Annotated in this window: 34 protein-coding genes and 1 riboswitch; of the genes, 32 read left to right on the forward strand and 2 right to left on the reverse strand. The window is 47.0% G+C overall.

Annotated features, from left to right (window positions below):
* The first annotated feature begins 62 nt into the window (after nt 1-62).
* The 28 genes from DW835_RS18055 (at nt 63) to DW835_RS12735 (ending at nt 20343) form a co-directional block, all read left to right on the forward strand.
* Nucleotides 63-209 (forward strand): hypothetical protein, encoded by a 147-nt coding sequence (locus DW835_RS18055; protein WP_006873413.1) that lies wholly within the window; start codon nt 63-65, stop codon nt 207-209.
* A 61-nt stretch (nt 210-270) separates the two neighbouring features.
* Complete coding sequence (locus tag DW835_RS12600; protein ID WP_117497656.1) at nt 271-492, forward strand: DUF6133 family protein; 222 nt, start codon at nt 271-273, stop codon at nt 490-492.
* 84 nt (nt 493-576) lie between these two features.
* Nucleotides 577-924, forward strand: a complete 348-nt coding sequence (locus DW835_RS12605; protein ID WP_080908595.1) for a hypothetical protein — start codon at nt 577-579, stop codon at nt 922-924.
* 41 nt (nt 925-965) lie between these two features.
* Entirely contained in the window at nt 966-1388 is a 423-nt protein-coding gene (locus DW835_RS12610) for a zinc-finger-containing protein (RefSeq protein WP_117497770.1), read from the forward strand.
* Between the two features lie 16 nt (nt 1389-1404).
* Nucleotides 1405-1986 carry a sigma-70 family RNA polymerase sigma factor gene (locus DW835_RS12615; protein WP_117497654.1) on the forward strand — a complete coding sequence of 194 codons (582 nt, stop codon included), beginning with the start codon at nt 1405-1407 and terminating at the stop codon, nt 1984-1986.
* 60 nt (nt 1987-2046) lie between these two features.
* Nucleotides 2047-2742 carry a hypothetical protein gene (locus DW835_RS12620; RefSeq protein ID WP_117497652.1) on the forward strand — a complete coding sequence of 232 codons (696 nt, stop codon included), beginning with the start codon at nt 2047-2049 and terminating at the stop codon, nt 2740-2742.
* Nucleotides 2743-2744: 2 nt separating this feature from the next.
* The gene (locus tag DW835_RS12625) at nt 2745-3230 is read left to right on the forward strand and encodes a hypothetical protein (RefSeq protein ID WP_330593522.1); all 486 of its coding nucleotides are present in this window, start codon (nt 2745-2747) and stop codon (nt 3228-3230) included.
* A gap of 145 nt (nt 3231-3375) precedes the next feature.
* Nucleotides 3376-3984, forward strand: coding sequence for a hypothetical protein (locus tag DW835_RS12630; protein WP_117497648.1), 609 nt, complete (start codon nt 3376-3378; stop codon nt 3982-3984).
* 293 nt (nt 3985-4277) lie between these two features.
* A complete protein-coding gene (locus DW835_RS12635; protein WP_050624186.1) occupies nt 4278-4679 on the forward strand; it encodes a single-stranded DNA-binding protein in 402 nt (133 codons plus the stop codon).
* A 116-nt stretch (nt 4680-4795) separates the two neighbouring features.
* The gene (locus tag DW835_RS12640) at nt 4796-5611 is read left to right on the forward strand and encodes a hypothetical protein (RefSeq protein ID WP_050624185.1); all 816 of its coding nucleotides are present in this window, start codon (nt 4796-4798) and stop codon (nt 5609-5611) included.
* 45 nt (nt 5612-5656) lie between these two features.
* Nucleotides 5657-6730 carry a DUF932 domain-containing protein gene (locus tag DW835_RS12645; RefSeq protein WP_006874318.1) on the forward strand — a complete coding sequence of 358 codons (1074 nt, stop codon included), beginning with the start codon at nt 5657-5659 and terminating at the stop codon, nt 6728-6730.
* 38 nt (nt 6731-6768) lie between these two features.
* Entirely contained in the window at nt 6769-7602 is an 834-nt protein-coding gene (locus tag DW835_RS12650) for a hypothetical protein (RefSeq protein WP_117497646.1), read from the forward strand.
* Between the two features lie 103 nt (nt 7603-7705).
* Nucleotides 7706-8245, forward strand: a complete 540-nt coding sequence (locus tag DW835_RS12655; RefSeq protein WP_117497644.1) for a sigma-70 family RNA polymerase sigma factor — start codon at nt 7706-7708, stop codon at nt 8243-8245.
* A 63-nt stretch (nt 8246-8308) separates the two neighbouring features.
* Nucleotides 8309-8554 carry a hypothetical protein gene (locus DW835_RS12660; protein ID WP_117497642.1) on the forward strand — a complete coding sequence of 82 codons (246 nt, stop codon included), beginning with the start codon at nt 8309-8311 and terminating at the stop codon, nt 8552-8554.
* A 104-nt stretch (nt 8555-8658) separates the two neighbouring features.
* Nucleotides 8659-9342 (forward strand): YkgJ family cysteine cluster protein, encoded by a 684-nt coding sequence (locus tag DW835_RS12665; protein WP_243022920.1) that lies wholly within the window; start codon nt 8659-8661, stop codon nt 9340-9342.
* Nucleotides 9343-9377: 35 nt separating this feature from the next.
* Complete coding sequence (locus DW835_RS12670; RefSeq protein WP_118731257.1) at nt 9378-9806, forward strand: DUF6809 family protein; 429 nt, start codon at nt 9378-9380, stop codon at nt 9804-9806.
* On the forward strand, nt 9799-10284 hold the full coding sequence (locus DW835_RS12675) for a hypothetical protein (protein ID WP_118731258.1): 486 nt from the start codon (nt 9799-9801) through the stop codon (nt 10282-10284). Before DW835_RS12670 ends, DW835_RS12675 begins: the two co-directional genes overlap by 8 nt.
* A 175-nt stretch (nt 10285-10459) precedes the next feature.
* Nucleotides 10460-10999 carry a hypothetical protein gene (locus DW835_RS12680; RefSeq protein ID WP_050624180.1) on the forward strand — a complete coding sequence of 180 codons (540 nt, stop codon included), beginning with the start codon at nt 10460-10462 and terminating at the stop codon, nt 10997-10999.
* Nucleotides 10996-11472, forward strand: a complete 477-nt coding sequence (locus DW835_RS12685; protein ID WP_050624179.1) for a hypothetical protein — start codon at nt 10996-10998, stop codon at nt 11470-11472. The genes DW835_RS12680 and DW835_RS12685 overlap by 4 nt, the downstream gene beginning before the upstream one ends.
* A 64-nt stretch (nt 11473-11536) precedes the next feature.
* On the forward strand, nt 11537-12631 hold the full coding sequence (locus DW835_RS12690; protein WP_118731259.1) for a DUF4313 domain-containing protein: 1095 nt from the start codon (nt 11537-11539) through the stop codon (nt 12629-12631).
* The gene (locus tag DW835_RS12695) at nt 12628-12951 is read left to right on the forward strand and encodes a hypothetical protein (protein WP_118480292.1); all 324 of its coding nucleotides are present in this window, start codon (nt 12628-12630) and stop codon (nt 12949-12951) included. The genes DW835_RS12690 and DW835_RS12695 overlap by 4 nt, the downstream gene beginning before the upstream one ends.
* Before the next feature lie 128 nt (nt 12952-13079).
* A complete protein-coding gene (locus tag DW835_RS12700; protein ID WP_118731260.1) occupies nt 13080-13787 on the forward strand; it encodes a DUF4313 domain-containing protein in 708 nt (235 codons plus the stop codon).
* Between the two features lie 26 nt (nt 13788-13813).
* Entirely contained in the window at nt 13814-14470 is a 657-nt protein-coding gene (locus DW835_RS12710; protein WP_243008676.1) for a hypothetical protein, read from the forward strand.
* 264 nt (nt 14471-14734) lie between these two features.
* Nucleotides 14735-15412 carry a response regulator transcription factor gene (locus tag DW835_RS12715; RefSeq protein WP_004611621.1) on the forward strand — a complete coding sequence of 226 codons (678 nt, stop codon included), beginning with the start codon at nt 14735-14737 and terminating at the stop codon, nt 15410-15412.
* A gap of 47 nt (nt 15413-15459) precedes the next feature.
* Nucleotides 15460-16500, forward strand: coding sequence for a HAMP domain-containing sensor histidine kinase (locus DW835_RS12720; protein WP_330674600.1), 1041 nt, complete (start codon nt 15460-15462; stop codon nt 16498-16500).
* A 69-nt stretch (nt 16501-16569) separates the two neighbouring features.
* Complete coding sequence (locus tag DW835_RS12725; protein WP_069423998.1) at nt 16570-17244, forward strand: ABC transporter ATP-binding protein; 675 nt, start codon at nt 16570-16572, stop codon at nt 17242-17244.
* Nucleotides 17241-19733 (forward strand): ABC transporter permease, encoded by a 2493-nt coding sequence (locus DW835_RS12730; protein WP_118731262.1) that lies wholly within the window; start codon nt 17241-17243, stop codon nt 19731-19733. The genes DW835_RS12725 and DW835_RS12730 overlap by 4 nt, the downstream gene beginning before the upstream one ends.
* A gap of 187 nt (nt 19734-19920) precedes the next feature.
* Nucleotides 19921-20343 carry a response regulator transcription factor gene (locus DW835_RS12735; protein ID WP_118501999.1) on the forward strand — a complete coding sequence of 141 codons (423 nt, stop codon included), beginning with the start codon at nt 19921-19923 and terminating at the stop codon, nt 20341-20343.
* 143 nt (nt 20344-20486) lie between these two features.
* Here DW835_RS12735 and DW835_RS12740 read toward each other — a convergent pair whose 3' ends face one another.
* Nucleotides 20487-20840, reverse strand: coding sequence for a helix-turn-helix domain-containing protein (locus DW835_RS12740; RefSeq protein WP_118024187.1), 354 nt, complete (start codon nt 20838-20840; stop codon nt 20487-20489).
* Between the two features lie 152 nt (nt 20841-20992).
* On the opposite strand from DW835_RS12740, the gene DW835_RS12745 reads away from it, so the two are divergent.
* The 4 genes from DW835_RS12745 to DW835_RS12760 all read left to right on the forward strand — a co-directional run bounded on the left by DW835_RS12745 (nt 20993) and on the right by DW835_RS12760 (nt 23788).
* Nucleotides 20993-21511 carry a nitroreductase family protein gene (locus DW835_RS12745; protein WP_080908818.1) on the forward strand — a complete coding sequence of 173 codons (519 nt, stop codon included), beginning with the start codon at nt 20993-20995 and terminating at the stop codon, nt 21509-21511.
* Between the two features lie 98 nt (nt 21512-21609).
* Nucleotides 21610-21725, forward strand: a riboswitch (FMN riboswitch).
* A 117-nt stretch (nt 21726-21842) separates the two neighbouring features.
* Entirely contained in the window at nt 21843-22487 is a 645-nt protein-coding gene (locus tag DW835_RS12750) for an ECF transporter S component (protein ID WP_118731263.1), read from the forward strand.
* A gap of 8 nt (nt 22488-22495) precedes the next feature.
* On the forward strand, nt 22496-23188 hold the full coding sequence (locus DW835_RS12755) for a riboflavin kinase (protein ID WP_173015233.1): 693 nt from the start codon (nt 22496-22498) through the stop codon (nt 23186-23188).
* Nucleotides 23189-23362: 174 nt separating this feature from the next.
* Nucleotides 23363-23788 (forward strand): winged helix-turn-helix domain-containing protein, encoded by a 426-nt coding sequence (locus tag DW835_RS12760; RefSeq protein ID WP_118731265.1) that lies wholly within the window; start codon nt 23363-23365, stop codon nt 23786-23788.
* A gap of 53 nt (nt 23789-23841) precedes the next feature.
* Here the strand turns inward: DW835_RS12760 and DW835_RS12765 are convergent, their stop codons facing one another.
* Nucleotides 23842-24024 (reverse strand): helix-turn-helix domain-containing protein, encoded by a 183-nt coding sequence (locus DW835_RS12765; protein WP_118479242.1) that lies wholly within the window; start codon nt 24022-24024, stop codon nt 23842-23844.
* Nucleotides 24025-24073 lie beyond the last annotated feature (49 nt).

Raw genomic sequence — 24073 nt, forward strand, 5'->3', positions numbered from 1 at the left:
TTCATCTGAACTGAGCCGGACTGTTTCATCAGCCCGGCTTCATTTTTTACAGGAGAATGCCTATGCCCAAAAAGAAATTTTATCCGCCGAATGATACCGGCACCAAAAAACGCCGCTTTCGTTGCTTGCTGTTCCAGCGGCCTAAAGCATATCCGAACCGGCCCCGTTCCAACAAAAACAATCTGATCAAGCCTATCCGCCGCGCTTAACAGACGGTGGACTTGATATACCTATCCACTCAATCATCAAACATATAACAGGAGGTTACCCATGAGAAAATTCACGACCCGTATCTATAGCAAAGCCAACTATCTGCTCAACCGCGGCCGTATGGCATTGTCCAATCAGCGCGGCGATTTTTACATTTCGGACGCCGTCAAGATCATTATCGCCGTAGTTTTGGGTGCGCTGCTCCTGGCGGCTCTGACCCTCATCTTCAACGATACGGTCATCCCCCGCATCACTGAGGAGATTGAAAGTCTGTTCTCCTAAGCACCAAATCAGGGGCCAGTTTGCAGAACTTCTGCAGCTGGCCCCCTTTTTTATTTGCAGATAACGAATAACGGAGGTGAAAGCATGAATCAAAAACCGTGTCAGTTCTATTCCTTTCTGCAGGCAGTCCGGGGTAACTGGCGCAACGCCCTGTTCATCCGCTGCAGCGGTTCACTTTGTCCAATGATCCGGCAGGCATCCTGTGAGGGGTTCCTGATGGCAGCAGACGCAAGCTGTCAGCCGATCTTTCTGTCCGTCCAGACAGTGCGGAAGCTGAGTGGAGAAGCAGTGGACCCCGAAGAATGCTCTGCAATTCTGGAGTGCCGCTCGTTCCGGACTGCTTATACCAAGTTTCTGGAATGGCATACCTCTTCGGACCATGTATGTCCGTTTTTACAGCTATGCCCAGACCGGGATACCTACTTCGGATGATTCTGCCTGTTAAGACGCAATGCCGCCGTCATCGGCGCGTAATGGAGGTGATTTTATTGAAACAAAAGCAAATCAAATGTCCGTACTGTCATGCGCACGCTTCTCTTCGACCTGCAAGCCTTGTGTATGGATCTACCCCGCAAACCAGAGGGAAGTACCTGTATGTCTGCGACAGATGGCCGGCCTGCAATGCCTATGTCAGTGCTCATGAGCGCACATTGCTCCCCATGGGGACACTGGCGAATGGCGATCTGCGCCACAAACGCATTCTGGCCCATCGTGCCCTAAAAAAACTGCAGCAGGACTGCCATATGGAAAAATGGGAGGTCTATATCTGGCTGCAAGCCAAACTGGGGCTGGATGCACACCAGACCCACATCGGCCAGTTTTCCGAATATATGTGCGAGCAAGTCATTTCCCTCTGTCAGCAGGCTCCGGCGTACACATCCGGGCGTGCTGCCTGAACGGAGGTGAAGCCTGATGAAGCAAAACTTTAAGCTTACCAAAGACCAGCAGACACTGGTAGAAAAAAACCTATCCATCGTTCACTGGGTCATTGTCAACAACATCCATGTAAATCCCGGCATCTGTGGTCTGGAGTATGGAGATCTGTTTCAGGAAGGATGCCTGTGGCTCTGCAAGGCCGCTTTTACCTACAATGCCGGACAGGCGCAGTTTTCAACCTACGCCAAAAAGGTTGTGAAAAATGGACTCCTCTCCTACTGCCGAAAAATCTGTAGTCAGGGGCGGCACGTCAGTCGGCTGATCATCGGAGAACAGGGCGAGCTGGCCGCAGATGGAGAGCAGGTAGACCAGCCGGATGACCATTTTGACTCCCACCTTTCTCGTCTGGAGACCCTTGATCTGCTGGAAGCCAGCAAACAGAACTATCAGGGCGTTGCCAGACTTGGCATCGAAGCACTGGCGCTGAAGGTTCAGGGAATGCGCATTACAGACATCGCCGCCCTCTATCAAGTCCCTCCTTCCCATGTGGGCGCCTGGATCTCCCGCTCCCTGGAAAAACTTCGCAATGACCCTGACTTTTTAACCTGCCTGCTTTGATTTGTTGAAAATCAGCATCAATAACAGTAAGGGATATGTATAAAAAGGAGGTATCGAAATATGGCAATCAAAACCCTATACACTGCGGTCGGCCGGTTTGAACGAAGGACAAACGGCTGCAACCGCAGTTGTCCAATCATCCTGTTAGGCGGTCAGGAATACATGGTCGATATGCAGGAAATGGTGATTTGGAGCATGCTCAACTGGAGAATCCTGCGCTGGGATGACATCGCACAAGAATACGAAAAGCTAGCCACCGCATCCGGTTACTGTACCGAGCGTTCTTGGGAAGACTGTACAAACCGACTGCTTACCCGCGGTCTTCTGGTATCCGGCAGCGGTGAAACAGAATACGATGCTCTGTATGACCTGCTTGGTTCGCTCAGCATTATCCCAACCAGCGGACCGTTCTTCCTCCGGCTCGCCTCTTTTGTCAAGCTGACGCTGCTGGCACATGTTCCGGTATCCGCTGCGCGGAAACTGTTCCAGAAAGATAAACGCACCAAATACGAAGCTCTGGTCATGCGCCTTGCCGGACAAGCCCTGCTCTCCACTGCAGAGATCATCAAGTGCATAGATAAAAATATTTCCCGCCTCCCCAATGAATGTGCGCTTTTGGATTCCCTCTACGGAGATGAAACGACCACCAGTGACAACATTGCAAGCATGGTCAAAATCAGCCAGAGCAGCAAGCCGGTAACATTAGCCGTTGCCAATCTTTATCTGCGGCAGCAGATTATCTTTGAGAGGGTATGAGCATGATGAAACAATGGACTCTTTTTCCCACTGTATTGCAGCGAAAGTTTCTGCTCACTCTGCTGGCCGGAATCGCCAGTGCGGGAATCAGCGTCATCATCTGTGTGGCGACTAAAGATCATATCCTGCTGGCATTGGGGATTGTCGTACTCTGCGCCTGTCTTATATCCTGTCGAGGGATCTGGGCGACTGCAACACATAAGAACTACGAGGTAGTGGAAGGCATCTGCGCCGGTATCAGTACACCTATGCTCCGCCGCTACCGCAAAGTACATCTGATAGACAGCCATGGCATAGAGATCACACTGCTTCTCAGTAAATCGGCCCTGCTTAAAATAGGCGAGCCCTACCGATTTTACTTTCAGAAAGGGTCACGGCCTGTCGTTGGAAATGACTATCTGGACGCAGCACTTTCAACGAACAGCTTTTTGGGCTATGAAGCAATCAGCGAGCCGGAGGAGCATCCCGATCCGTCCTCTGAATCCTAAAAATGCGAGGTGGTTTTGAGCCACCTCGCTTTCTTAAAGGGCATTTTGCAAATCACAATGACAAACGCCTGATTTCCTTATATTTTGCAGAATACATTCCTTCTGTCCCTATTTATTGGGTAGATCAAGGAAAGGAGGGTTTCCTATGTATAAGCCCCACACCATCGAACAATATAAAGTCTATCGCTTTCTGGAAGAAAACTTTGCGCTAGAGCATTTCCTGCTCGCTCCTTTGTCACGCTTCGGACTGATGCTGGAGGACAAAACCGGTGAAAAAATCGCGTTTGCCTTTCTCAATGACTGTGTGCAGGAAATACCTGTACCGGCTCCAGCTGCTCCGAAAACAGTAATCGCTTTTTTAAAACAATTCCGCAGCCTTACGCCCCGCCCAGTCATCCATGACTTTGAAGCGCTGACCCGCTGGTGGCTGGACAATCCCAACCCGCTTACCTACCAGCAGGCGCTTGGTATGTCCGATATTCTTTACCGCGATTTTCTGTCTCATCCTCTGATCAATGAAGATGACGCCCTTCGGCTGGCACGCAAAGGACTCGTTACTGAATCGGAATATAACGACCTGCAGCTATGGTATTTCAACGGCCATACGATGTCCTGCTGGTTTGGTTCCCTGGGAGTGGATGGCACCGGCAGCCTATATGGTCTGATCTTTGACTACCAAACTGCATCTCCAACAAAAACGCAGTTCTACCTATTGGACGACTACTACCGTATTATGAACCATCTTACAGAGTAAGACCTTTTCAACTACTACATATCGTACTTGTCGCTGGCTATAAATCTATATATAGCGTTTTACATCTTGACAGGCACAAGATACAGTGCTATACTGAACTTGTAATTGATTTTTGTGCGTATCCCATTTGGGAATACAGATCTTTTTGATCTGTACCGTAGGCCAAAAGCCTGCATTGCACACGCTGTTAAGTTTGTATGCAAGTGTCAGTGATTTTTTGCGCCCTTTAAGGGCCGAAAAACTGCTGGCACTTTTTTATATAGATAATAATGCCAATGGCAGAAAGGAGTGTTATGGCACAGATTTTTGTGTTCGGGCGCGTCATGAACGACCTTGTACCCAAAGAAAGCCAGTCCAAACAAAGCTATGTATGCTTTGATCTGATGGAACGCACCAAAAACTGGACGCAGTTCTATCAGGTATGGGCCTGGGATGCAGATGTCACCCGGCTCATGCAATTCAAGGTCAAAAAAGGCAGTATGATCTGGCTTGCCGGCTCACAGCGGCTGGTAGATGTTCGCATGAAGGACGGTAAATTGGAAAAGAAGCTGAAGGTCAGTCTAAATGACTTTGGTTTCCTCCCCAAACAGCCCGCCGCAGCGAACAGACAGGAGAATGACCCGGACATTACTGCGGAACCCGCACCACCTCTCACAGAGGTATTGGACGGCGACCGTGAATCCCTGCCGGAGTAGTTTACTTCGGCGCCCAAGAGGGACCGTATCAAGTTTTTCAGAATGAAACTGAAAGCTTGGTGCGGTCCCTCTTTTTTTGTTTTCCAACAAATTCAGAAAAAAGGATGGTATCAAACATGAATAATGACAAAGGATTTTTGAGCGGCAGCATCACGATCCTGATTGGTGCGGTCATCGCAATTATGGCTCTGGTACGTGGGCCCTGGCAGGTTTGGCTACTTCTGGGCGTTTTCACTCTCTGGGGACTGTGGGTAGTTTTGATCTTGCTTCTCCCCTATATGCAGCAGGCTAAACGGCATCGCCAGCGTCAGCAGCGCACCAGACGGCTCCATGCAGAAGGCATCCAAACAAGAAGTTTTGAGATCCCTGACCTGGGCAGCACCAGCTCCGATGAACTGCTGGTTCGCCACACCAACCATCGTATTCTGGCATATCTGCGCTCCGCTTATCCGCAAGCCACCTTCGAGTGGTGTGAAAAGCAGCCGGAGCAGCTGATCCGCAATGGCGGTACCGGCCGCATCCGTGTGTTTGGCATTGACGAGTTTGATCACGCTGATGTGACACTGGATCAGAACGCCAATATCAAATGCGATATGGTCAAGATCGTTCCGCTATCCAAGGTCGGCGGAGAAACAAACGAGGATGATGCAACACCTCCGAACAGGCAGCCTGTTGATCCCCGTATCTGGTATGAAACGCAGGGACGCTCTGTACTGGAAGCACTGATCTCCGACCTTAATTCCCGTGGACACAGCAAACTGACGCTTCGGGAAGACGGTGATATCTGCATTGAGCAGGGCGAAGATGCTGTTTCTCAGGAGCATCTGAACAACTTTCCCCAGAAGGTCTACTGGCCCCGTCTGGCAGAGGTACTGGAAAGCAATGGTCTGGCGGCTGAAGTCACTGCCCAGGGTATTCAGGTATCCTGGTAATGCTTCTGATGCCAAGGAACACAGAGAAAGGAGTGAACTTGACGAATGAAATCAGGACTTACCATCGTGGAAATGGCACAGCAGATTGAACGCCAATCCAAACTCAAGCAAGACTATTTGCTTGATACCAGGCGACTTCAAGTAGAACCTTTTGGTTCTCAACTTTATCTCCACACCTTTGATGACCACGATGACCCACTGGTGGAGCCATTGGAGATCAACCAGATTGCCCATCGGCAGATCGGCACACATCTGAAGATTCCGGCTGCTTACTATGACCGTATGCTTTCCGATTATCCGGAACTGCTGGCAGAGAATGTGAATTCCTGGTTCCAGCGGGAACCGACCCAGCGTATGGTCCGCACCCTGGATGGCACTGTACGGGCGTTTTTGAGCAACCGCTATCGCCGCATTGACAATCTGGACATTGCAGAAATCGTCCTTCCTGTCATTCAGCAAATGGAGGACGCCTATTTTGAAAGCTGCCAGATCACGGACAGCCGTATGTACATCAAGGTAGTCAACAAGCGGCTTGAAGCCGAAGTTGTACCCGGTGACATCGTACAGTCCGGCGTTATCATCAGCAATAGTGAAGTTGGACTGGGTTCCGTCAACATCCAGCCTTTGGTCTATCGGCTGGTATGCAGTAACGGCATGGTCGTCAACGATGCCCAGACTCGCCGCACTCACATCGGCCGGGTCAATGAGGCAGATGAAAACTTCCAACTGTTCTCACAGGAGACGTTGGCCGCTGATGACCACGCATTTGCCATGAAGATCAAAGATACCGTGATGGCCGCCGTGGATGAAACGCGGTTTACACGGGTAGTTGGCATGATGCGTGAAGCCACAACCGTTCAGATGAATACCACTGATATTCCCGGCGTTGTCCGTCTGGCAAGCAAGGATTTCAATATCACCGAGGAAGAAAGCACCGGCGTTCTGCAGCGTCTGATTGAAGGCAAAGATCTGACCCTCTATGGGCTATCCAATGCCGTAACACGCTTTAGTCAGGATGTGGACAGCTATGACCGCGCCACTGCCCTGGAGGGGATCGGATACAATATCCTGTCCATGCCCCGACAGCAGTGGAACCGTATCAATCAGATGGCCGCCTGACCATCTGCAACCATCACAATTTTTAAGGAGGAACCACTATGTATAATCAGAACAGCGATTTGATGAAACAGGAAAAATTCATGCTCCCCACTATGATCGAAGGCGATTTCAGCGCCGAGGAACTGGCTGAGGACGCCGATGGTCTGCAGATGAGCTTTCAGCGTGTCAAGATTCCCGCCGGCGGCACACTCCAATTTGAGATGCCGTCCGATGATCCGGACAATCCCGACTATGAAAAGAATCTGGTAGGCGTCATTCTACATAACCACGCCACCTGCGCCTACTGGCCGGCTGGCAGCGAATATGACGACGATACCACGCCGCTTTGTTCTTCTGTGGATGGCAAGGTTGGCATCGGCACTCCCGGAGGCGCCTGTGCTGCCTGCGTGATGAACCGCTTTGGTTCTGCACCTGATGGCAGCAAAGGAAAAGCCTGTAAAAATATGCGTGTGCTCTACCTGCTTCGCAGTGGTGAGTACATGCCTCTGCAGGTAAATCTGCCTCCTACCAGCATCAAGCCCTTCAAGGAATTTCTGAACCGGGCCTTCATGCTCCGCCGCCGCGCCACTTGCGGCAGTATCGTGCAGATTGGTCTCAAGCGTGAGAACAACGGCACCAATGACTACAGTGTTGCTACCTTCAAACTGCTGCAGGATTTCCAGGGCGAGGAGCTGGCTCAGATCCGGGCTTACGCCAACAGTTTTAAGGAGCAGATCAAACTCCTGCTCCAGCAGCGTGCCGAGATCACTGAGGAGCAGCGCGACACCGGCTGCGATTATGTAATCGAGCCTGGCGCCATGACCAACGAGCCGGCAGACGGTCACTATACTGTCAGCCAGATCAATGGTGACTGCGAGCAGCTGCCCGCATAAGTATTCTGATGTGGCCTGCGCCACATGACACATGAACAAAGGGATGCCTTCGGTTTAACACACCGGAGGTATCCCTCTTTTTTTATTTAAGGAGGAAAACACAATGTTATGTGAAGTACCATTAACCAAAGAACAACAGGCATTTGCCACTGATCATCACGGACTGGTCTACAAGTTCCTGAATGAAAACCATCTGCCGGAAGATGAATTTTATGATGTGGTTGTTTTCGCATATTTAAAGGCAGTAAAAGATTACTTCAACTCTCCATCTGCACAAAAATTCTCTTTTAGCACAATCGCCACACGACAAATGAAATTCCGGCTCTATGATTACTTCCGCACCCAGGAGCGCCGCAAGCGCAATATGGAGGTTCTCAGTATTCACGTCGGATTATATCCCGATGGTGCACCTTTAGAAGATACCATTCCTGCCCATGACCCAATCATGCAGCAGTTGGAAATGGATCTTCTGCTCCACGAGCTGGCCGGCAGAGTCTCCAAGCAGCAAATGGATATTGTTCATCTGAAACAGGGCGGCTATGGTCTCCGTGAGATTGCCCGCACCCAGAAGGTTCCCATGCGGCGCATTAAAGAGTTGCTGGCTGAAGTCCACGATGTACTGCTGGACATTTGCTATGGATGAACCCATTACAGATAAGAAATACCCTTACATCCACATTTTCAAAAAGATTGGAGGTCAAACCGAATGAAGAAAGAAAAGAAACAGATCGTTTTGAATGGCTCTCTGCTGCGTCCGCTGTCTGTTGGGCGTGGTGCGCTTCTGCACGCCGGAGGAAACATCTACCATACTTCGCGTGTGGTGACGATTCTGGAGGAGTCGGAGGATTGCGTCCGTTTTGAAACGCAGAACTCCCACTACCATCTGTCCATGTCCCCTTTTCCGCTGGCGGCTGTCAGTCCGCTCCCTGTGAGATTGGCCGCATGTGCGTGAAGGGACTGTAAATGGTTTGGAACAGCCGGCTCCCGCTGACTATTCCACAAGTTCTGGCCGTGGCGGATACCATTCCGTCACGGCTCTTTTTATGGAGGAACAAAATGAATGAAGAAATCATGAATGAGATCCAACCAGTCCGCCCCAAAGACCAGTTTCCCTTTTCCTGCCGTCAATGCGGGGCATGCTGCCGCAATATTGAAGGCTGTGTAATGGTGGAAAGTCTGGATGCCTACCGTCTGGCTCGCTATCTCCGAACAAAAGGTGAGCTCATCGAAGGAATAGAGGATTTCCTGTTCCGCTACTGCGATCCGGAACCTCTGACCGAAGAAGGCTTCCCTATCTATATGCTCAAGACAAAAGCCCCAAACGGCTCCTGTATCTTCCTTATGGATGGGCGCTGTTCCGTCTACCCTGCCCGTACCCGTACCTGCCGTATCTATCCTCTTACCGTAGGTCCAGGGGAGCGTGGCCGTGATTTTGAATACTGCCTGTGTCTGGACCGGCACCGGAGCCACTTTACCGGCAGCCGGGTATCCGTCAAGGACTGGTTGTATCAGAATTTTAAGAGGGAAGACAAAGAATATGTAAAGCGGGAATATGAGATTGCCACCGAACTGGGCAAACTGATGCGCGCCATTGACCCTGCCATGCGGCAAGGCATTGTATTCAAGGTACTCTACTACCGCTATTACAATTTTGATTTAGACCAGCCTTTTCAGCCTCAGTATGAGCAGAATAACCGACACCTGTTAGCAGACCTGCACCGGATTGCCGGGGAACAGTAAAAGGCAAATGGCTTTTAGAAAGGGGGCCTTATTTTATGAATTTACACGAAACAGCAATGGGGCAAAGATTTTTTAATGTTCAGCTCCCCGCACTGATTAACACACTCAAAGACATTGCGGCGGCGCTTTCCCGCCCTGCACCATCTGCTATATCCTTTCCGGCAGACCCACGCTTTCTCACTTCGCTCTATTACGGCGAATATGAAGCAGATGTGTTCAAGCCCGATAAACGCTTCACACCTTTTAACCAGACAGTACAACAGAAAGAAAAAGCTCTGCTTCCGCTGCTCTCCAGCGAGGCGTCCATCGCTTTTGAACAGTATCAGACTGCGGTACAATGCCGCAATTCTGCTGTATTGGAGCAGGCATACGCCTCTGGTTACCGTACCGCTGTGCAGATGTTTGCGGCAGGCTTAGGCCCACAGCCGCCAATACCGGAACATGAGGAGGATAGCAATGGATGAGAACAGACTGCCCGAACTGCCCCAGGAATCTTTTCGGCCAATGATCGCACAATCAGTCCAACTGGAACAGTTTTTGGGGGAAGAACTGATTTTTTGCTTTCGGAATCTTGATGGCGTCCATACCTTTACTACCTGCTATGGCGATATCTACAAAACAGTCAACGCACTGCGGGACTATGTCCGGCTTTTGGAATCGGTGTGCGATCAGTGGGAGCTGACTGGATTCCATCGTGCTACCTATGAGTACCATGCCGAAAAGCTTCGTAAAATTGCGGATAAGCTGCAAGCTGGTATCGGCTACGACTATGACAAAGCCGTGGAAAGATGCAAAAAGAAACGAGCCAAAAAGTCCCACAGCAGCGATGTCGGGGAAGATGCCCTTCTGCTGACAGTACAGGCTGCCAACAAGTCCGCTGACAATAAAAAGGAGGCTGCGCCTTATGAGGAAGATACCCCTTGGGAACCTGAACTCGAATAACCCTATAAAAACATCTGTTAAAAAGTATCATGCAAGCGTTGCCCGGCAATCTTCCAGAGAACGGAACCGATTGCTGGCCTGCAAGAGCTTTGCGTTTATCCACGCCAATGTGCATAAGCACTGCCGCCACTTCCGGCGCGGATAGCCGCCCGGAAGCTACCCACGGAGGATGCCTATGGAACGAGATGAACTACGCACCACTTTAGTGAACCATCTGGAAACCCTGCGGCGCAATCTGCAGGTCGTATCCATGGAGGTGCTGAAAACCAAGTACAAAAAACCATTTGATGCCCTGCGGCAAGACATCTGTAAAGCCGCTACCGCCTATACCCGCTTTCTGGTATTTGACGGTATGCGGATCAAACACAAATACTTTGATGAGGCTGTACCCTATATCGATACAGCTGTGAAGCAAACCAAGCGGCTCAAACAGATTTCAGATGCTGCCTTTCAGCGTCAGGATATTGACGAGATCGAATCCCTCGCCCTTGCCTTGCGCAAAGAGATAGAAGCAGCTCTGCAGCCCTTCTATATGGGACATATGTGCCTTTATGTGACGCCGGAATGCTTTGACGACCCGCCCAAGACGCCGGAAGTCTACAATGATGCAACCGCCTGCGTCTGGCGGGATGGTACATGGCAGCTTCTGGAGGATACCAGCAAAGGGTTCCTGCTCTTTGTTCAATCCAAATCCAAGGAGGAAGCTGCCGCATGAAAAATACATCCCAGCAATATCTAAACAGCGAAGCACACGGTTATCTCATGGAGGCCAAAGCCTGCAAGCTTTTGCTCAAAGACTTGGAGCGCATCCGCGCCAAGCTCAAGCGGCACATCGAAAAGGAAGCCGCAGACCGCGAGGCAGAATTTGAAGCAGCTATGCAATACCATAGCGAAAGCGACATCCAGGAAGCCTACGGCTGGGAATTTATCAGCGAACAGCAATATGAACGCTATCTGGAATTGTTCCGTCAAGGCCGCAAGGCACTTGATGAACACAGCCCCACTGTTACAGAGCTGGCTCTCTCCATCCTGAACCGCATCTTTCAGGATATTGATAGAGACTGCCGCCAATGCGAGTTTGAAGCCCTGTCGCCGGAAGAACAGCTTGCCGAGTTGAAGCGTGCTGAAGAATCCAAGCAGGCATGGAGGCAGTATATCGCCAGTCTGAAAGAATGGTCGGCTCTATGACTGGAAAGACCAATGACCACACTGCGTCAAAAAATGCAGCAACTATACACAAGGAGGATGCAAAATGAAAATTCACGAAGATCGTTCTCATATGAATATTGATACCAGATGGTTTGAAAAAGGCTATGCCAAAGAAGACGTCCACTCCCTACGCCTGCAGTCTCTATGCACCGAAGCAGAGGCAGCAGCAAACAAACAGTTTTATGACAGCCACACCCGCGAAGAATGGGAGCAGTATATCCGTCAGGCAAGTTTGGAGAGCAGCGCAGCAATGAAACCCGTCATGGAAGCCATCGCACAGGACTTTGTCTGCTACCAGTATGACGAAAATATCCCTGTGTCCTATGGCAGCGACCGATGGGATCTGTACTTCTGGTGTAATCCCTTTAACGGCGCCGCAAACGCATCCGAACGGGATTTCTCATATTTCACGCTGACCTTTAACGAACGTCAGATGCTGGAGAAACGAAGAAAAGTCTGTCAACAGGTGCTGGATCTCCTATGCTCACGCTTTCAGGAGCATCCTAATCTCGATGTAGCCGTACAGTATTCCATATGGTTTGACCATCCAAAGATCCACGATGCGGTGGAGCGCGCAAAGCCCCGTCTGCATGGCCTGCGCTGTATTCAGGACCAAAAAGAAGGAAAGCTGCTCCTGCAGGACGGTGCCCTGCTCTTCAAGCCAAAATACGCAAAGAAATATACCCGCACGCTGAGCCAGAGCCAGATTTTGTCCCTTAGTTGGGAACTGGGCGTAGAGGACGGAGAGCCTGATACCGATGCTGCACCTGTTACCTTGCCTTACAAGAAATTTGGTGCCACGCACCCCATCCAGCTGCAGGTGACTTCCTACCTGAATGGAAACCTTGCCATACAAATGGTGACATGGGAAAGCGGTGACCCGGAACCCTGGGCGACTCTCACCGTCAACCTGCCCGGCCAACGGCAAAAAGACCATGCCTTTATCGACACCAATGCCGATTCGGAATTTCCCACCTGGCTCATACGACATGGTCTGGCTATCCCAACCGGTCGCACCATGCAGAGTGGGTTCTGCACCTATCCTGAATATCGTTTTCGTGCCAACCGGCTGCAGGAGCTGGACCCGGAAGGGTATGCAGGCTACCTGAAAAACTTTGAAAGGCGGTGCAGCGCATGAAATATAAGGCAGTTTATGATGTACTGAATGAAAGGAGGCAGACTACCCCCGGTTTCTGTTACCATGACCGCAGCGGCTGGCGTGCTTACCCCCAAACCTACATGACCATGCAGTGCCCTTTATGGATTATTGCTGAAGATGCTGCCACGGGCAGGCGTCTGTGGATCACCCAGGAGGGCACCCGATTTAACATTTCCATTCGAAGGATGGATGAACAGGGGCGTAACTATGGCCCTACCTATCGCATTACTTGTGAAAACAGGACAAAGCTGGCTCAGGTTCTGCGCTATCAGTTCGAGTCAAAGACTTTGGCTGTGTAGCTGACGATGACCAGAGAGGAACTGCATTCCTCTCCCTGCTCCGGTTTCCTTGTTCGGAACACACACTAAGAAGCACCGGCAATCTGCATTTTTGCAGGCGTCTGGTGCTTCTTTGGAGGAAAACGCTTATGAATACTCTCGCATTTACGCTGGGCGAACACCGAGCCCAGCTGACTTTGAAAATCAGTACATATCCCAACGGCAATCTCGCCATCAAACTTTATGAAAAGGATCACGGCATCCTGATTTTTTGGGAAACCCTTACCACCAACTTAACCGGATTCCGCCCCGACCACTGCGCTTTCATCAATATAAAAGCCGCAGACGGACTTTTTCCGGTCTGGCTATCAAACAATCACCTTGCGGAACCTACCGGACAAATTCTTGAATCGAATGGCCGTCTTTACCCTGAATACCTGTTTTATGGCAAAGAATTGGACGCCCTGGACCATGAGGGGCACACCCTCTACATCCGGCATCAGAAAGGCGAGCTGGGGCGCCGCTTTGAGCGGCTATATCTTGCCCTGCGCCGGCTGGCACGAGAAATCAATGGGTTCAGCTACACTGATTACAGCGGCTGGCGGTGTCCAGATGGGGTTTCCACCACCCTGCCCCTCTGGATCGAGGCGTCTGACCCTTCTCATGGCCGCAAATTCATCTTCACACAGAAAGGACCCGCACTCCAGACTACCATCCGCTATGCCGATGGTACGAAAAAGCAGCGCATCTACCGGCGTAAAGAGGACATGGCTGCCGAACTGATGACCATGTTTCAGGAGGAATTGCGTGTCTACCCTCCCTGGTCTGAAGACCGGAGGAATCGGTACGAATATTAAAGGTAGTAAAATAGGAGGACATCATCATGAAGATCCGTATCTATCCCCAATCCCTGTTGGAAACCGTATGGCAGCAGGACAAACTGCTGTTTACCCCAGAGGCAGCGCAACCACCCTTGTGTCTTCGGTGTGGTCAGCCGCTGGACCGCAGGCTGGTCATCAACGCCCTGAGCCGCTATGCAGATGTCCATATCTGCGAGGCGTGCGGTATGGATGAAGCCCTGCGTGATGCCAACCGTTGCCCACTCCCCCTAACAGAATGGGCAGCTGTCAAAAACGGTTTGAGCCAGCAGCGGACCGATTTTGAAGATCCGCTGCTGACTACTTCCTGCACCTTTGAATATCTGTTTCAGCAAGGCTCCCGTCCTGCCAGCGAGATAGCCTATTCCCGTTCTGATTATGATGGATGGAAATGGTGGACCACCTGGCATCAGTGCCAAAAGGATACGCCTGTTCTGGAAGTTGCCCGTGAAATTGATGCTTTTCAGAATGCGCTGTTCCAACTGCCGGAGTTTCGGAATTTGGACACGCTGACACGGTTCTGTCGAGGGTACGCCCAGCCCACCAGCGAGCCCACCGAATTCAATCTGTATTCGGAAACTGCCCACTTTTATATCTGGCTGCGGCTAGTCACCCGGCATCGAGATTATAATGCCTATGTGCATTACTATCTGAAAGGTTAAAAGTTTGCAACGCACTGGATACAGTATGCCTATCAGCTCTGTATCCAGTGCGTTTTTCTCTATGAAATAGTTATTTATTTTGCTATGTACTTATAAAAGCTTGTTGCAAAAGTCAACCCGCTATATAATTATGAAGAAATATATTTTTCAAAATCTGTCCGTTGTAATATTTCGCAGACATTTGCCTGTTATAATATCCGCAAAAGCAAAGGAAGTTGAGGATTTTTTGAGATTTATCATATATCATATAAAGAACGGAGGTGCATGATTTTGAATCCTAAATTACTGATCGTTGATGATGAACGCGGTATTGTTGATATGATACAGAGTTATTTTCAAACACAATATGATATTCTGACTGCTTATAGCGGACAAGAAGCGCTCAAAAAAGTAGCCTGCAAACCAGATTTAATTTTATTGGACATCAATATGCCGGGAATGGATGGTCTGACTGTATGCCAGCAGATACGGGAACACATTGCCTGTCCCATTCTTTTTTTGACTGCTCGTATTGAATCCAGCGATAAGATCATTGGATTTCAGGCCGGGGCGGATGATTATATCGTCAAGCCCTTTGATTTGGATGAATTGGGGGCGCGTATTGCCGCACATCTGCGCCGGGAGCAGCGACGCCAAAATAATTCGGCAGTGCGCTTCTTTGGTGAATTGATACTGGATTATTCCGCCCGAACAGTTACAATCAATAATCTGAACATCCCGCTATCTAAGAGGGAGTTTGAGATTGTAGAACTTTTATCCCTCAATGCAGGACAGGTTTTTGACCGCGAGCGAATTTATGAGCTTGTGTGGGGCTTGGATGGGGACGGAAACAGCGATACAATTATGGAGCACATTCGGAAAATACGCGCTAAATTTGCAGCACATACATTGCACAATTACATTGAAACGGTTTGGGGGTGTGGTTATCGGTGGAACGCCTAAAAAATATGGGACTAAAGAAATCTTTCCTGCTATTATCCCTCTCCTGTTTGGCAGCGGCATTTCTCCTGCTTGGGGCAGTTATCTTCCTTTGCCGAGGCATTGAAAACCATTATCCTTTAGGCGGTGTAGAAATCTTGTCGGATGGCTCTGTTGTACCTCTGCCGTCTCCTACGGTGTCACAACAGCGTATTTTAGCTACCCTAAACATTGTGCAGACGGTTTCCTGTATTCTTTTTCCAGTAGGCGGATTGATTGTTTCAGTCTTTCTTTTTTATTATCTCAAATTGAAACAGCCTATTTCCTGCCTGCAAAATGGCATTATGCGGATTCAGAATAATGATCTGGATTTTTCGCTGCCGATTTTGTCTAACGATGAAATGGGACAACTATGTGCTGCCTTTGAAGAAATGCGGAGTGAACTTCTGAAATCGAATCGGCTGTTGTGGCAACAGGCCGAGGAACGCAAACGGCTCAATGCCGCATTTTCCCATGATCTGCGTAACCCGATTACGGTATTAAAAGGAAGTGTAAAACTTTTGCGGCAAGGTATTCAGGACGAACAGACCATAGACCGGCTGGAAAGTTACACTTTACGGATCGAGCAGTATGTAGAAGCTATGAGCAGTGTTCAAAAGTTGGAACAACTCTCTGTTAAGCCAAAAGAAATCAGACTATCAGTTTTGCAGAGTGAATTGCAGGAAACAGCACGACTGTTAGCGCTATCCAAAAAAGTTTCTGTTTTAGTACCATCAGGCGGAACAGTTTGTATAGATCACGGGCTATTTCTTACCGTAGCGGAAAATCTGATTGGAAATGCGGCGCGATTTGCAGAAAAAGCAATCTCTATTCAAATAACGCTGCAAAATGATTCTATGACATTGAATATAGAAGATGATGGTGCTGGTTATCCGCTGTCTCTCATGCAGAATGGGCCAAACCCCTTTGAAACGACAAGTAGTAATTCCTCACATTTCGGAATGGGGCTTTACAGCAGCAGAATTTTATGTGAAAAACATGGTGGCCGATTGATTTTGGAAAATAGGGTTGGGGGCGGTGCATCCGCAACTGCTATTTTTCATTTTGTGTAATCCTTGAGCGATTTTTGAGATTTATCATTTACACTCTCCTTATACCACAAATAAGGAGAGTGTTTTTTTATGAATATTGAGGCAAAGAATTTATCAAAGATTTATGGTGACGGTGAAAACCGAGTAGTGGCTTTGGATCATGCGAATCTCGAAATTGTATCCAGCGATTTTATTTCTATTATGGGACCATCTGGAAGCGGAAAAAGCACCTTGCTTCATTTGCTTTCCGGCTTGGATAAGCCATCTTCCGGCTCGCTGACCTACGATGGTAAAGATATTTACAGTTACAGCGATAAGGAGTTGTCGGCATTTCGCCGGAAACGGATTGGATTTATTTTTCAGCAATTTAATCTGCTTCCGGTTCTGACGGCGAAAGAAAATATTATCATGCCTCTTTTGCTGGATAAACAAAAACCGGATGAAGCATACCTGAAACAGCTTACAGAACTGCTTGGCATTCAGGGCCGCTTGGAACATCTGCCCCATGAGTTATCCGGCGGCCAGCAGCAGCGTGTAGCTATCGCCCGCGCTTTGATTGCAAAGCCGGATGTAATTTTTGCTGATGAGCCTACGGGAAATCTGGACAGCAAAAGCGGCGGCGAAGTCATGGAACTGCTTCAAAATGTATGGAAAAAGATGGGGAAAGCTCTCGTTGTCATTACCCATGACAGCCGTATTGCACGAATGGCAGACCGGCAGTTTCAGATTGTAGATGGTGTGCTTACGGAGGTGACAGCGAAATGAAATCTTATCGTACATTAGCATTGAAAGAACTACTGTCCCAAAAAGTCACTTCTATTCTTATTTTGATTGCCGTTGTGCTGTCTACTATGATGACAACCATTGTAGGACAATCCATTGGCGTACTTAGTGCAATGCGGGAACAGCAGGCCATCGCTATCGGAGGAAACCGATATGCCACTTTTTTGCAGATGAATGCAGATCAGCTTCACGCACTGGAACAGGATGAGCGTCTTTCCTATGTAGGGAAATCTATTTATATGGGAAGTTTAGAACTCTCCCCATCTCTTACCCTTGGTTTGATGGAATATTTGGATGACAATGCCGCTATCTATCCGTCCAGTACCAGTGTAGAAGGAGGTCGTCTGCCGGAAGCCCCGATGGAAATAGCGCTTTCGGAAGATATTCTGAAATATCTTGGCTTTGAGGGCAGTATTGGAGATAAGATTACACTTTCACTGCAAAAAAATCTTCGCCACAACATTGCGGACTGCTATTCCTATACAGCGGAATTTGTTCTTACAGGGATATTGAAAAATAACTACTTAGGATATACAAGCGGCACTGTTATGGGAGTTGTAGGGGAAGGAACTGCCGAACAACTTTTACCGGAATCTTATATTTATTACAATGTGGATATTCGGACTGCCGATAAAAAGAATTTTCAAGCAGTTGTCGATGAGATCAATAAGGAATTGAACATCCATGAGCTTGATACCAGCTACAATATTGTATATTTGAACGCCTTGGGAATTTCCTATACTGCAAATTCCGAGGGTGCTAATGATAAGGGATTCTCTTTTATGACAGTCGCAGGGATATTAGTGGGTACTTTGATTTTGCTGGCTGCTGGTCTTGTGATTTACAACATTCTGAAAATATCTGTATCAAAACGGATAAAGGGATATGGAACACTTCGGGCTATTGGAGGCGAAAAAGGACAGCTTTATCAGATCATTGTAATTGAAGTAATCCTATTGTGCCTGATTGGGATTCCTATTGGTATGCTTCTTGGCTTCTTGAGTGCCAGAGGAATTTTAGAGGCAGCTACCGGCTTGGTTTCCCCTGAATTGTTCTTGGTTCAGGATGCTTCTGAATTGAAAACTCTAATAGCAGAGAACAGTTCTTTGAATGGAACCTTACTGGTTTTAAGCGGAGCAATCACTTTGGCGTTTGCGCTGTTTGCAGCATTGCCAGCAGCCAGATCAGCCGCAAGGGTATCCCCCATTATGGCGATGTCTGGAACAAATCTGAAAATTCGCCGCAGAAAGCGTAAAACAAAGAAAATCCATAATTTTGAAGCATACTATGCCCGTCTGAACTTAAAGAGAAATAAAGGCCGTACTGCAATTACAATTTTGTCCCTTGTTATGAGTATCACGGTTTTTATAGCGCTGCAAGGGTTTTCCTCTCTCCTGAACGCTGCAAGCGCACTGCAAGATAACCATTTAGGAGATTATCAGATCACAAATGAAAGTGTTGGATTTACCACAGATGATCTGAACACTTTGCGGAAAAATGAAGCTGTGCAAAGTGTAGCCGCCATACAATTTTCGCTTTACGAACAAAATGAAAATGGGCTGCTCGATGAAATCAGTCTTGAATTTCAACTGAAACCCGGTGAAACTTTTCAGGTTGTCGGATTGAACGATGAATATTGGGATTATTTTATGGGGGATCAATTACCAGAAGAACAGCTTGGACAACTGAAATCAGGGAACGCCTGTATAGTAAGGAATCCTATTCCCATGAGCTACGGCGAAGATGTTCTTGAATTTACAAATATAGAGGCCGGAGAAAACATCTGTGTTGCGGGAATGGAGCTGAATGTTTTGAAAACCTTGGATGGCTATGACGGTTATCTTGGTATTGGAAATGGCGGTTTCACAAATGGTGTTCAGGTGATCGTTGATGATGCTATCTATGAACGCCTGACGGGAAAAGATACCTATTCAGAGTTTTTGCCTACGCTGAACGAGGGCGCAGACAGGGAAATTTTTGATACATTTATCGAGGCATTTTGTGATAGGACGCCGGGGACAACATTCTTGTCGTATGAAGAAAGCGACCAGCAACTGAAAGAGAGCTTTGCACAGATTCAAATGCTGGCATGGGGGCTGATCCTTTTCGTTGGCCTGATCGGTATTCTTAATATCATCAATACCGTTTACACAAATATTCACACCAGAGTAACAGAAATCGGTATGCAGCGGGCCATTGGAATGAGCTCCGGTAGCCTTTATAAAACTTTTCTTTGGGAAGGTGCATATTACGGAGTCATTGCCTCTGTGATCGGAAGCGTACTGGGATATGTTTGTACGATCTTCATTGAGGCGGCCACGAGCGACACTATCCAGCTTGTTGCAATCCCTGTCATGCCCATTCTTGAAGCAACCCTCTTGGCAGTAGGAGCTTGCTTGCTGGCAACAGCAATTCCACTACGGAAAATTTCAAAAATGAGTATTGTGGATTCGATTGAAACGGTTGAGTAGAATACTATTTTTTGAAATGCCCGAACTTTCTAATATTTCGTGGACATTTAGGTTTTAGAATGACCTTATCAGTGAAAGCAGGTGGATAAAGGAGCTTTTGTCTATTTGCTGTGCTGATTCTGGTACTGTTGGCGGCCACTGGCGCAGCAGTTTTCCGCATTTACCCCAAGCAAAGGAGGCGAACAATATGGGCAAAATTTTAATATTATCCGTCACTGACCACGAAGAACATATACTCAATAAAATTATGGAAACTATCGCAAACGAGCCGGAGCTTAACCATATTGCGCCTCCTCTCCCTTGCAACATTCTTTCTTTTACAAATCTGGAAATCCGGCTGAAGGAGCAGACAGTGTCCTGCAGCGGTCAACTTGTTACTCTGACTCACCATGAGTTTGCTGTCCTTACATATCTGGCTCGTCATCCTGGCTGGGTATTCTCAGCCAGCCAGATTTATGAGGCCGTATGGGATAGAGACGGTGAACGCTGCGGCACTGCCGTTGCCAGTATCATCAGTCAGATCCGGCGCAAGTTGACGCCGGATACACCAAAGGGTGGCTATATCCGCACTGTACTGGGCAGTGGATATAAATTTGAATCCGTGATATAGGAAATGCCGGACATAGGCTTATTGGCTCTGTCCGGCGCTTCTTTTTATATAAAATAAGGCTGCAAGTATTGCTTCCTGTGTTACTTGAAAAAAACATATATAAATTCGACAAACGGCAGTCTACTCTTCCCCAAATAGACTATTTACAGTTTTGAACCACAAGGCGGTGTAATATCCAATCCTTCAAGAAAGTGTATTCCCCAGTTACACATAGAATCTAATACCGGAATGATACTTTTTCCAAAGGCGGTAAGTGAATACAAGGTTTTAGGTGGTTTTTCTGGAATTACTTCTCTGTGAATCATGCCACATTCTTCTAAATCGCGAAGTTGTTGTGAAAGCATTTTAGGTGTGGCTTTTGGAATTAAGCGTTGTAATTCCATGTAGTGCAAAGGTTTTTCTATCAAATGCCAAAGAATGAGAGGTTTATATTTTCCTCCAATCAGAAAAAGTGTGGCTTCCACTGGACAACTAAATTGATCTTTTTGATAATTCATTTTTATAAATTCACTCCTTTTTGGGTACTTTCTTTGAGGGAAGTATCTACCTGAAAAGTGCAATCTTGTTATTCTACTGCACCATGTTAAAATTAGTACGACGATTGAATATGTCAACTAAATTATACAGCACCAAGAAAGGATTGACCATGATGAATTTTATTGAGATTGCAAAAAAACGGTATTCTGTACGCAATTACAGCAGCAAAAAGGTAGAAAAAGAGAAGCTTGATAAAATTCTGCAGGCTGCTCATGTTGCACCAACAGCAGCAAACTTACAGCCGGTTCACTTAATTGCAGTAGAAAGCAAAGAGGGACTGGAAAAAATCAGCAAAGGGGCAAATATTTATAATGCTCCTCTTGCAATTATTGTATGTGCAGATCATAACAAAGCATGGGTTCGCCCATTTGACCAAAAGCAAACCGGAGACATTGACGCAGCTATCCTAACAGACCATATGATGTTGGAGGCAACAGAATTAGGTTTAGGTACCGTATGGGTATGTTACTTTCAGCCTGATGTTATCCGGAAAGAATTTGATTTGCCCGATAATTTAGAGCCAATCAATATTTTAGTAATCGGTTATGGAAATGAAGAAGCTGCAGATACAGAAAGACATGACCATCTGAGGATTCCACTCACCGACTTAGTTTCGTATGAAAAACTGTAACTGAGTATAAGATGATTTCCGAAATGCTTCCGAACTTTCTTCAACTCATTGCTTCCAAAAGTGGTTGATGTTATAATTGCGAGGAAACAACTGAATAAAAGTGTCTTCGGGGCAGGGTGAAATTCCCGATTGGCGGTAAAGTCCGCGAGCGTAAAACGCACGATTTGGTGTAATTCCAAAACCAACAGTATAGTCTGGATGAAAGAAGATATGGTTAGATTTCCGCAGATTTTGAGAGGCTTACTTTCTTTTCTGTGGCCTAATTATAATGTTAACACCTGAAAGACCTTTTCTTTTGGGTGTTAATTTTTTGTCACGGAGGAAAGCAATTATGAACAGTAAAACAAAAAGAATCACCGCTATTGGGATGCTATGTGCAATCACTTATGTCACCATGGTTGTTGGCAGGATTCCGATTATTCTATTCTTAAAGTATGACCCATCAGATGTTATTGTAACTTTGGGCGGCTTTATTTGGGGACCGATGACTTCCTGTATCGTATCTGTCATTGTGGCAACCCTTGAAATGATTACAGTAAGCGATACCGGAATATTAGGTTGTATCATGAATATCGTACAAACACTATCTTTTGCGTGTACGGCGTCTATCATTTACAAAAAAAAGCACACTCTATCTGGTGCACTGATTGGCCTGGCATCGGGGTGGCTAATAACGGTTATTGTTATGCTGCTGTGGAACTATTTGGTAACACCACTTTATATGGGGTATCCAAGAGAAGCGGTTGTGGAATTGTTACTCCCTGCCTTTCTTCCATTTAACTTGTTGAAAGGCGGGTTAAATGCATCCATTACCTTTTTACTGTATAAGCCCATAGTTACCGCTTTAAGAAAAAGTGGATATATTTCTACTTTGGAAAAAGACACAAGGCAGCAACATACTGGTCTACTTATACTGGCAAATTTCATCATTGTGACTTGTGTTTTGATCATCCTATCAATGAATGGAATTATATGAGGATCGAAATGAAAGAAAATACGAATGCGCCTATTTACACACTAACGGGAATCGTTATACACGGCCGGGGTATTGGAAAGCATGTGGGGACACCTACCGCAAACATGGAAATAGCAAAAAATACATTTTTGCCAAAGACAGGGGTATATGTGGCAGATATTCTTTTAAGTGACAAGAGATATTATGGTGTTACTCATATTGGGGCACGCCCTACACTTGATAATGATGATTCTGTTTCAATCGAAACACATATTTTTGATTTTGATAAGGACATATACGGGAGTACGATAACTGTCAACCTATATAAGAAATTGAGAGAAGTTAGAAAATTTAACGAATTATCCTTGCTGCTTGCACAAATTGCAAACGACCGGACAATGGCACTAAAATTTTGGGGATTGAAGCAAGCAAGTCACACCTTACACATTGATGTTAACCGGCATTGTGTAATATTAGAACAGAAGGAAGTTTATTTATCAACAAACGAATTTGAAGTTCTTTATCTGCTGCAACAATCTCCTCAAACCACATTCACAAAAGAGCAGATTTATGAAAAGATTTGGCATGAGCCTACAAATAACCATTTGCACGCAGTAGAAAATACAATTTTCCAAATACGCAAAAGGCTAAAACCATATTGCAAGGGGCGCGAGTATATAAAAACTGTAATTGGCTATGGTTATAAGTTTAATTCTGGGTAAGGTGATATTTAAGCATTAGAACAAATAGCCCCAGTCCCAGAGTTTTGAAGTCTCTATATTCAGCAACCTTTTACAAATAGAAAAGTCTCTGGCACTATCCCCCATCTCATTTAAGATTTGCCAAAAACAGAACCACTGCTTATGCGCATAAGGAGAAGAAAGGATGTGAACAATATGGGCAAATTTTTAATATTATCCGTTGCAGACCACGAAGAACACATACTCAATAAAATTATAGAAACTATTGCAAACGAACCAGAGCTTGACCATATTGCTCTCCCACCCTCTAACACCAGCCTCTCCTTTCCAAACCTTGAAATTCGGCTAAAGGAGCAAACTGTATCCTGCAACGGTCAACTTGTTACTCTGACTTACCATGAATTTGCAGTTCTTGCATATCTGGCTCGCCATCCTGGCTGGGTATTTTCTGCCTATCAAATCTATGAAGCTATATGGTGCAAAGACGGTGAAAACTGCGGCACTGCCGTTGCCAGTGTCATCGGTCAGATCCGGCGTAAATTGACGCCGGATACGCCAAAGGGTGGCTATATCCGCACTATACTGGGCAGTGGATATAAATTTAGCAGTTCTCCCTTTTAAGTCAGTAAGAAAGGCTCCGAGGCCGTAATGATCTCGGAGCCTTTCTCATTGACTTAAATCTTAAACAATTTGATCGCCTTCAACAAAATAATGCTCAATTCCTGGTACAGATCCTCATCCAGCACGCCGTCAATAATAGCATACTTGAGCAGCAATGGTCGATACATCTGTAAGATCGCCGTAATGGCATCCTCGTTTCCGTCCTTGGCACTGAGGAGCAGACACTCAAAATTCATCTCTTGTCACCTCCCATAATAATCTTTGTTTTTCTCTTGTTAACTCGCT

It is taken from the genome of Clostridium sp. AM34-9AC (assembly GCF_003480225.1).
Lineage (GTDB): Bacteria > Bacillota > Clostridia > Lachnospirales > Lachnospiraceae > Acetatifactor > Acetatifactor acetigignens.

Coding starts and splice junctions, on each gene's coding strand:
- DW835_RS18055 (WP_006873413.1), top strand. CDS start 63: ATGCCCAAAAAGAAATTTTATCCGCCGAATGATACCGGCACCAAAAAA.
- DW835_RS12600 (WP_117497656.1), top strand. CDS start 271: ATGAGAAAATTCACGACCCGTATCTATAGCAAAGCCAACTATCTGCTC.
- DW835_RS12605 (WP_080908595.1), top strand. CDS start 577: ATGAATCAAAAACCGTGTCAGTTCTATTCCTTTCTGCAGGCAGTCCGG.
- DW835_RS12610 (WP_117497770.1), top strand. CDS start 966: ATGGAGGTGATTTTATTGAAACAAAAGCAAATCAAATGTCCGTACTGT.
- DW835_RS12615 (WP_117497654.1), top strand. CDS start 1,405: ATGAAGCAAAACTTTAAGCTTACCAAAGACCAGCAGACACTGGTAGAA.
- DW835_RS12620 (WP_117497652.1), top strand. CDS start 2,047: ATGGCAATCAAAACCCTATACACTGCGGTCGGCCGGTTTGAACGAAGG.
- DW835_RS12625 (WP_330593522.1), top strand. CDS start 2,745: ATGATGAAACAATGGACTCTTTTTCCCACTGTATTGCAGCGAAAGTTT.
- DW835_RS12630 (WP_117497648.1), top strand. CDS start 3,376: ATGTATAAGCCCCACACCATCGAACAATATAAAGTCTATCGCTTTCTG.
- DW835_RS12635 (WP_050624186.1), top strand. CDS start 4,278: ATGGCACAGATTTTTGTGTTCGGGCGCGTCATGAACGACCTTGTACCC.
- DW835_RS12640 (WP_050624185.1), top strand. CDS start 4,796: ATGAATAATGACAAAGGATTTTTGAGCGGCAGCATCACGATCCTGATT.
- DW835_RS12645 (WP_006874318.1), top strand. CDS start 5,657: ATGAAATCAGGACTTACCATCGTGGAAATGGCACAGCAGATTGAACGC.
- DW835_RS12650 (WP_117497646.1), top strand. CDS start 6,769: ATGTATAATCAGAACAGCGATTTGATGAAACAGGAAAAATTCATGCTC.
- DW835_RS12655 (WP_117497644.1), top strand. CDS start 7,706: ATGTTATGTGAAGTACCATTAACCAAAGAACAACAGGCATTTGCCACT.
- DW835_RS12660 (WP_117497642.1), top strand. CDS start 8,309: ATGAAGAAAGAAAAGAAACAGATCGTTTTGAATGGCTCTCTGCTGCGT.
- DW835_RS12665 (WP_243022920.1), top strand. CDS start 8,659: ATGAATGAAGAAATCATGAATGAGATCCAACCAGTCCGCCCCAAAGAC.
- DW835_RS12670 (WP_118731257.1), top strand. CDS start 9,378: ATGAATTTACACGAAACAGCAATGGGGCAAAGATTTTTTAATGTTCAG.
- DW835_RS12675 (WP_118731258.1), top strand. CDS start 9,799: ATGGATGAGAACAGACTGCCCGAACTGCCCCAGGAATCTTTTCGGCCA.
- DW835_RS12680 (WP_050624180.1), top strand. CDS start 10,460: ATGGAACGAGATGAACTACGCACCACTTTAGTGAACCATCTGGAAACC.
- DW835_RS12685 (WP_050624179.1), top strand. CDS start 10,996: ATGAAAAATACATCCCAGCAATATCTAAACAGCGAAGCACACGGTTAT.
- DW835_RS12690 (WP_118731259.1), top strand. CDS start 11,537: ATGAAAATTCACGAAGATCGTTCTCATATGAATATTGATACCAGATGG.
- DW835_RS12695 (WP_118480292.1), top strand. CDS start 12,628: ATGAAATATAAGGCAGTTTATGATGTACTGAATGAAAGGAGGCAGACT.
- DW835_RS12700 (WP_118731260.1), top strand. CDS start 13,080: ATGAATACTCTCGCATTTACGCTGGGCGAACACCGAGCCCAGCTGACT.
- DW835_RS12710 (WP_243008676.1), top strand. CDS start 13,814: ATGAAGATCCGTATCTATCCCCAATCCCTGTTGGAAACCGTATGGCAG.
- DW835_RS12715 (WP_004611621.1), top strand. CDS start 14,735: ATGATTTTGAATCCTAAATTACTGATCGTTGATGATGAACGCGGTATT.
- DW835_RS12725 (WP_069423998.1), top strand. CDS start 16,570: ATGAATATTGAGGCAAAGAATTTATCAAAGATTTATGGTGACGGTGAA.
- DW835_RS12730 (WP_118731262.1), top strand. CDS start 17,241: ATGAAATCTTATCGTACATTAGCATTGAAAGAACTACTGTCCCAAAAA.
- DW835_RS12735 (WP_118501999.1), top strand. CDS start 19,921: ATGGGCAAAATTTTAATATTATCCGTCACTGACCACGAAGAACATATA.
- DW835_RS12740 (WP_118024187.1), bottom strand. CDS start 20,840: ATGAATTATCAAAAAGATCAATTTAGTTGTCCAGTGGAAGCCACACTT.
- DW835_RS12745 (WP_080908818.1), top strand. CDS start 20,993: ATGAATTTTATTGAGATTGCAAAAAAACGGTATTCTGTACGCAATTAC.
- DW835_RS12750 (WP_118731263.1), top strand. CDS start 21,843: ATGAACAGTAAAACAAAAAGAATCACCGCTATTGGGATGCTATGTGCA.
- DW835_RS12755 (WP_173015233.1), top strand. CDS start 22,496: ATGAAAGAAAATACGAATGCGCCTATTTACACACTAACGGGAATCGTT.
- DW835_RS12760 (WP_118731265.1), top strand. CDS start 23,363: ATGGGCAAATTTTTAATATTATCCGTTGCAGACCACGAAGAACACATA.
- DW835_RS12765 (WP_118479242.1), bottom strand. CDS start 24,024: ATGAATTTTGAGTGTCTGCTCCTCAGTGCCAAGGACGGAAACGAGGAT.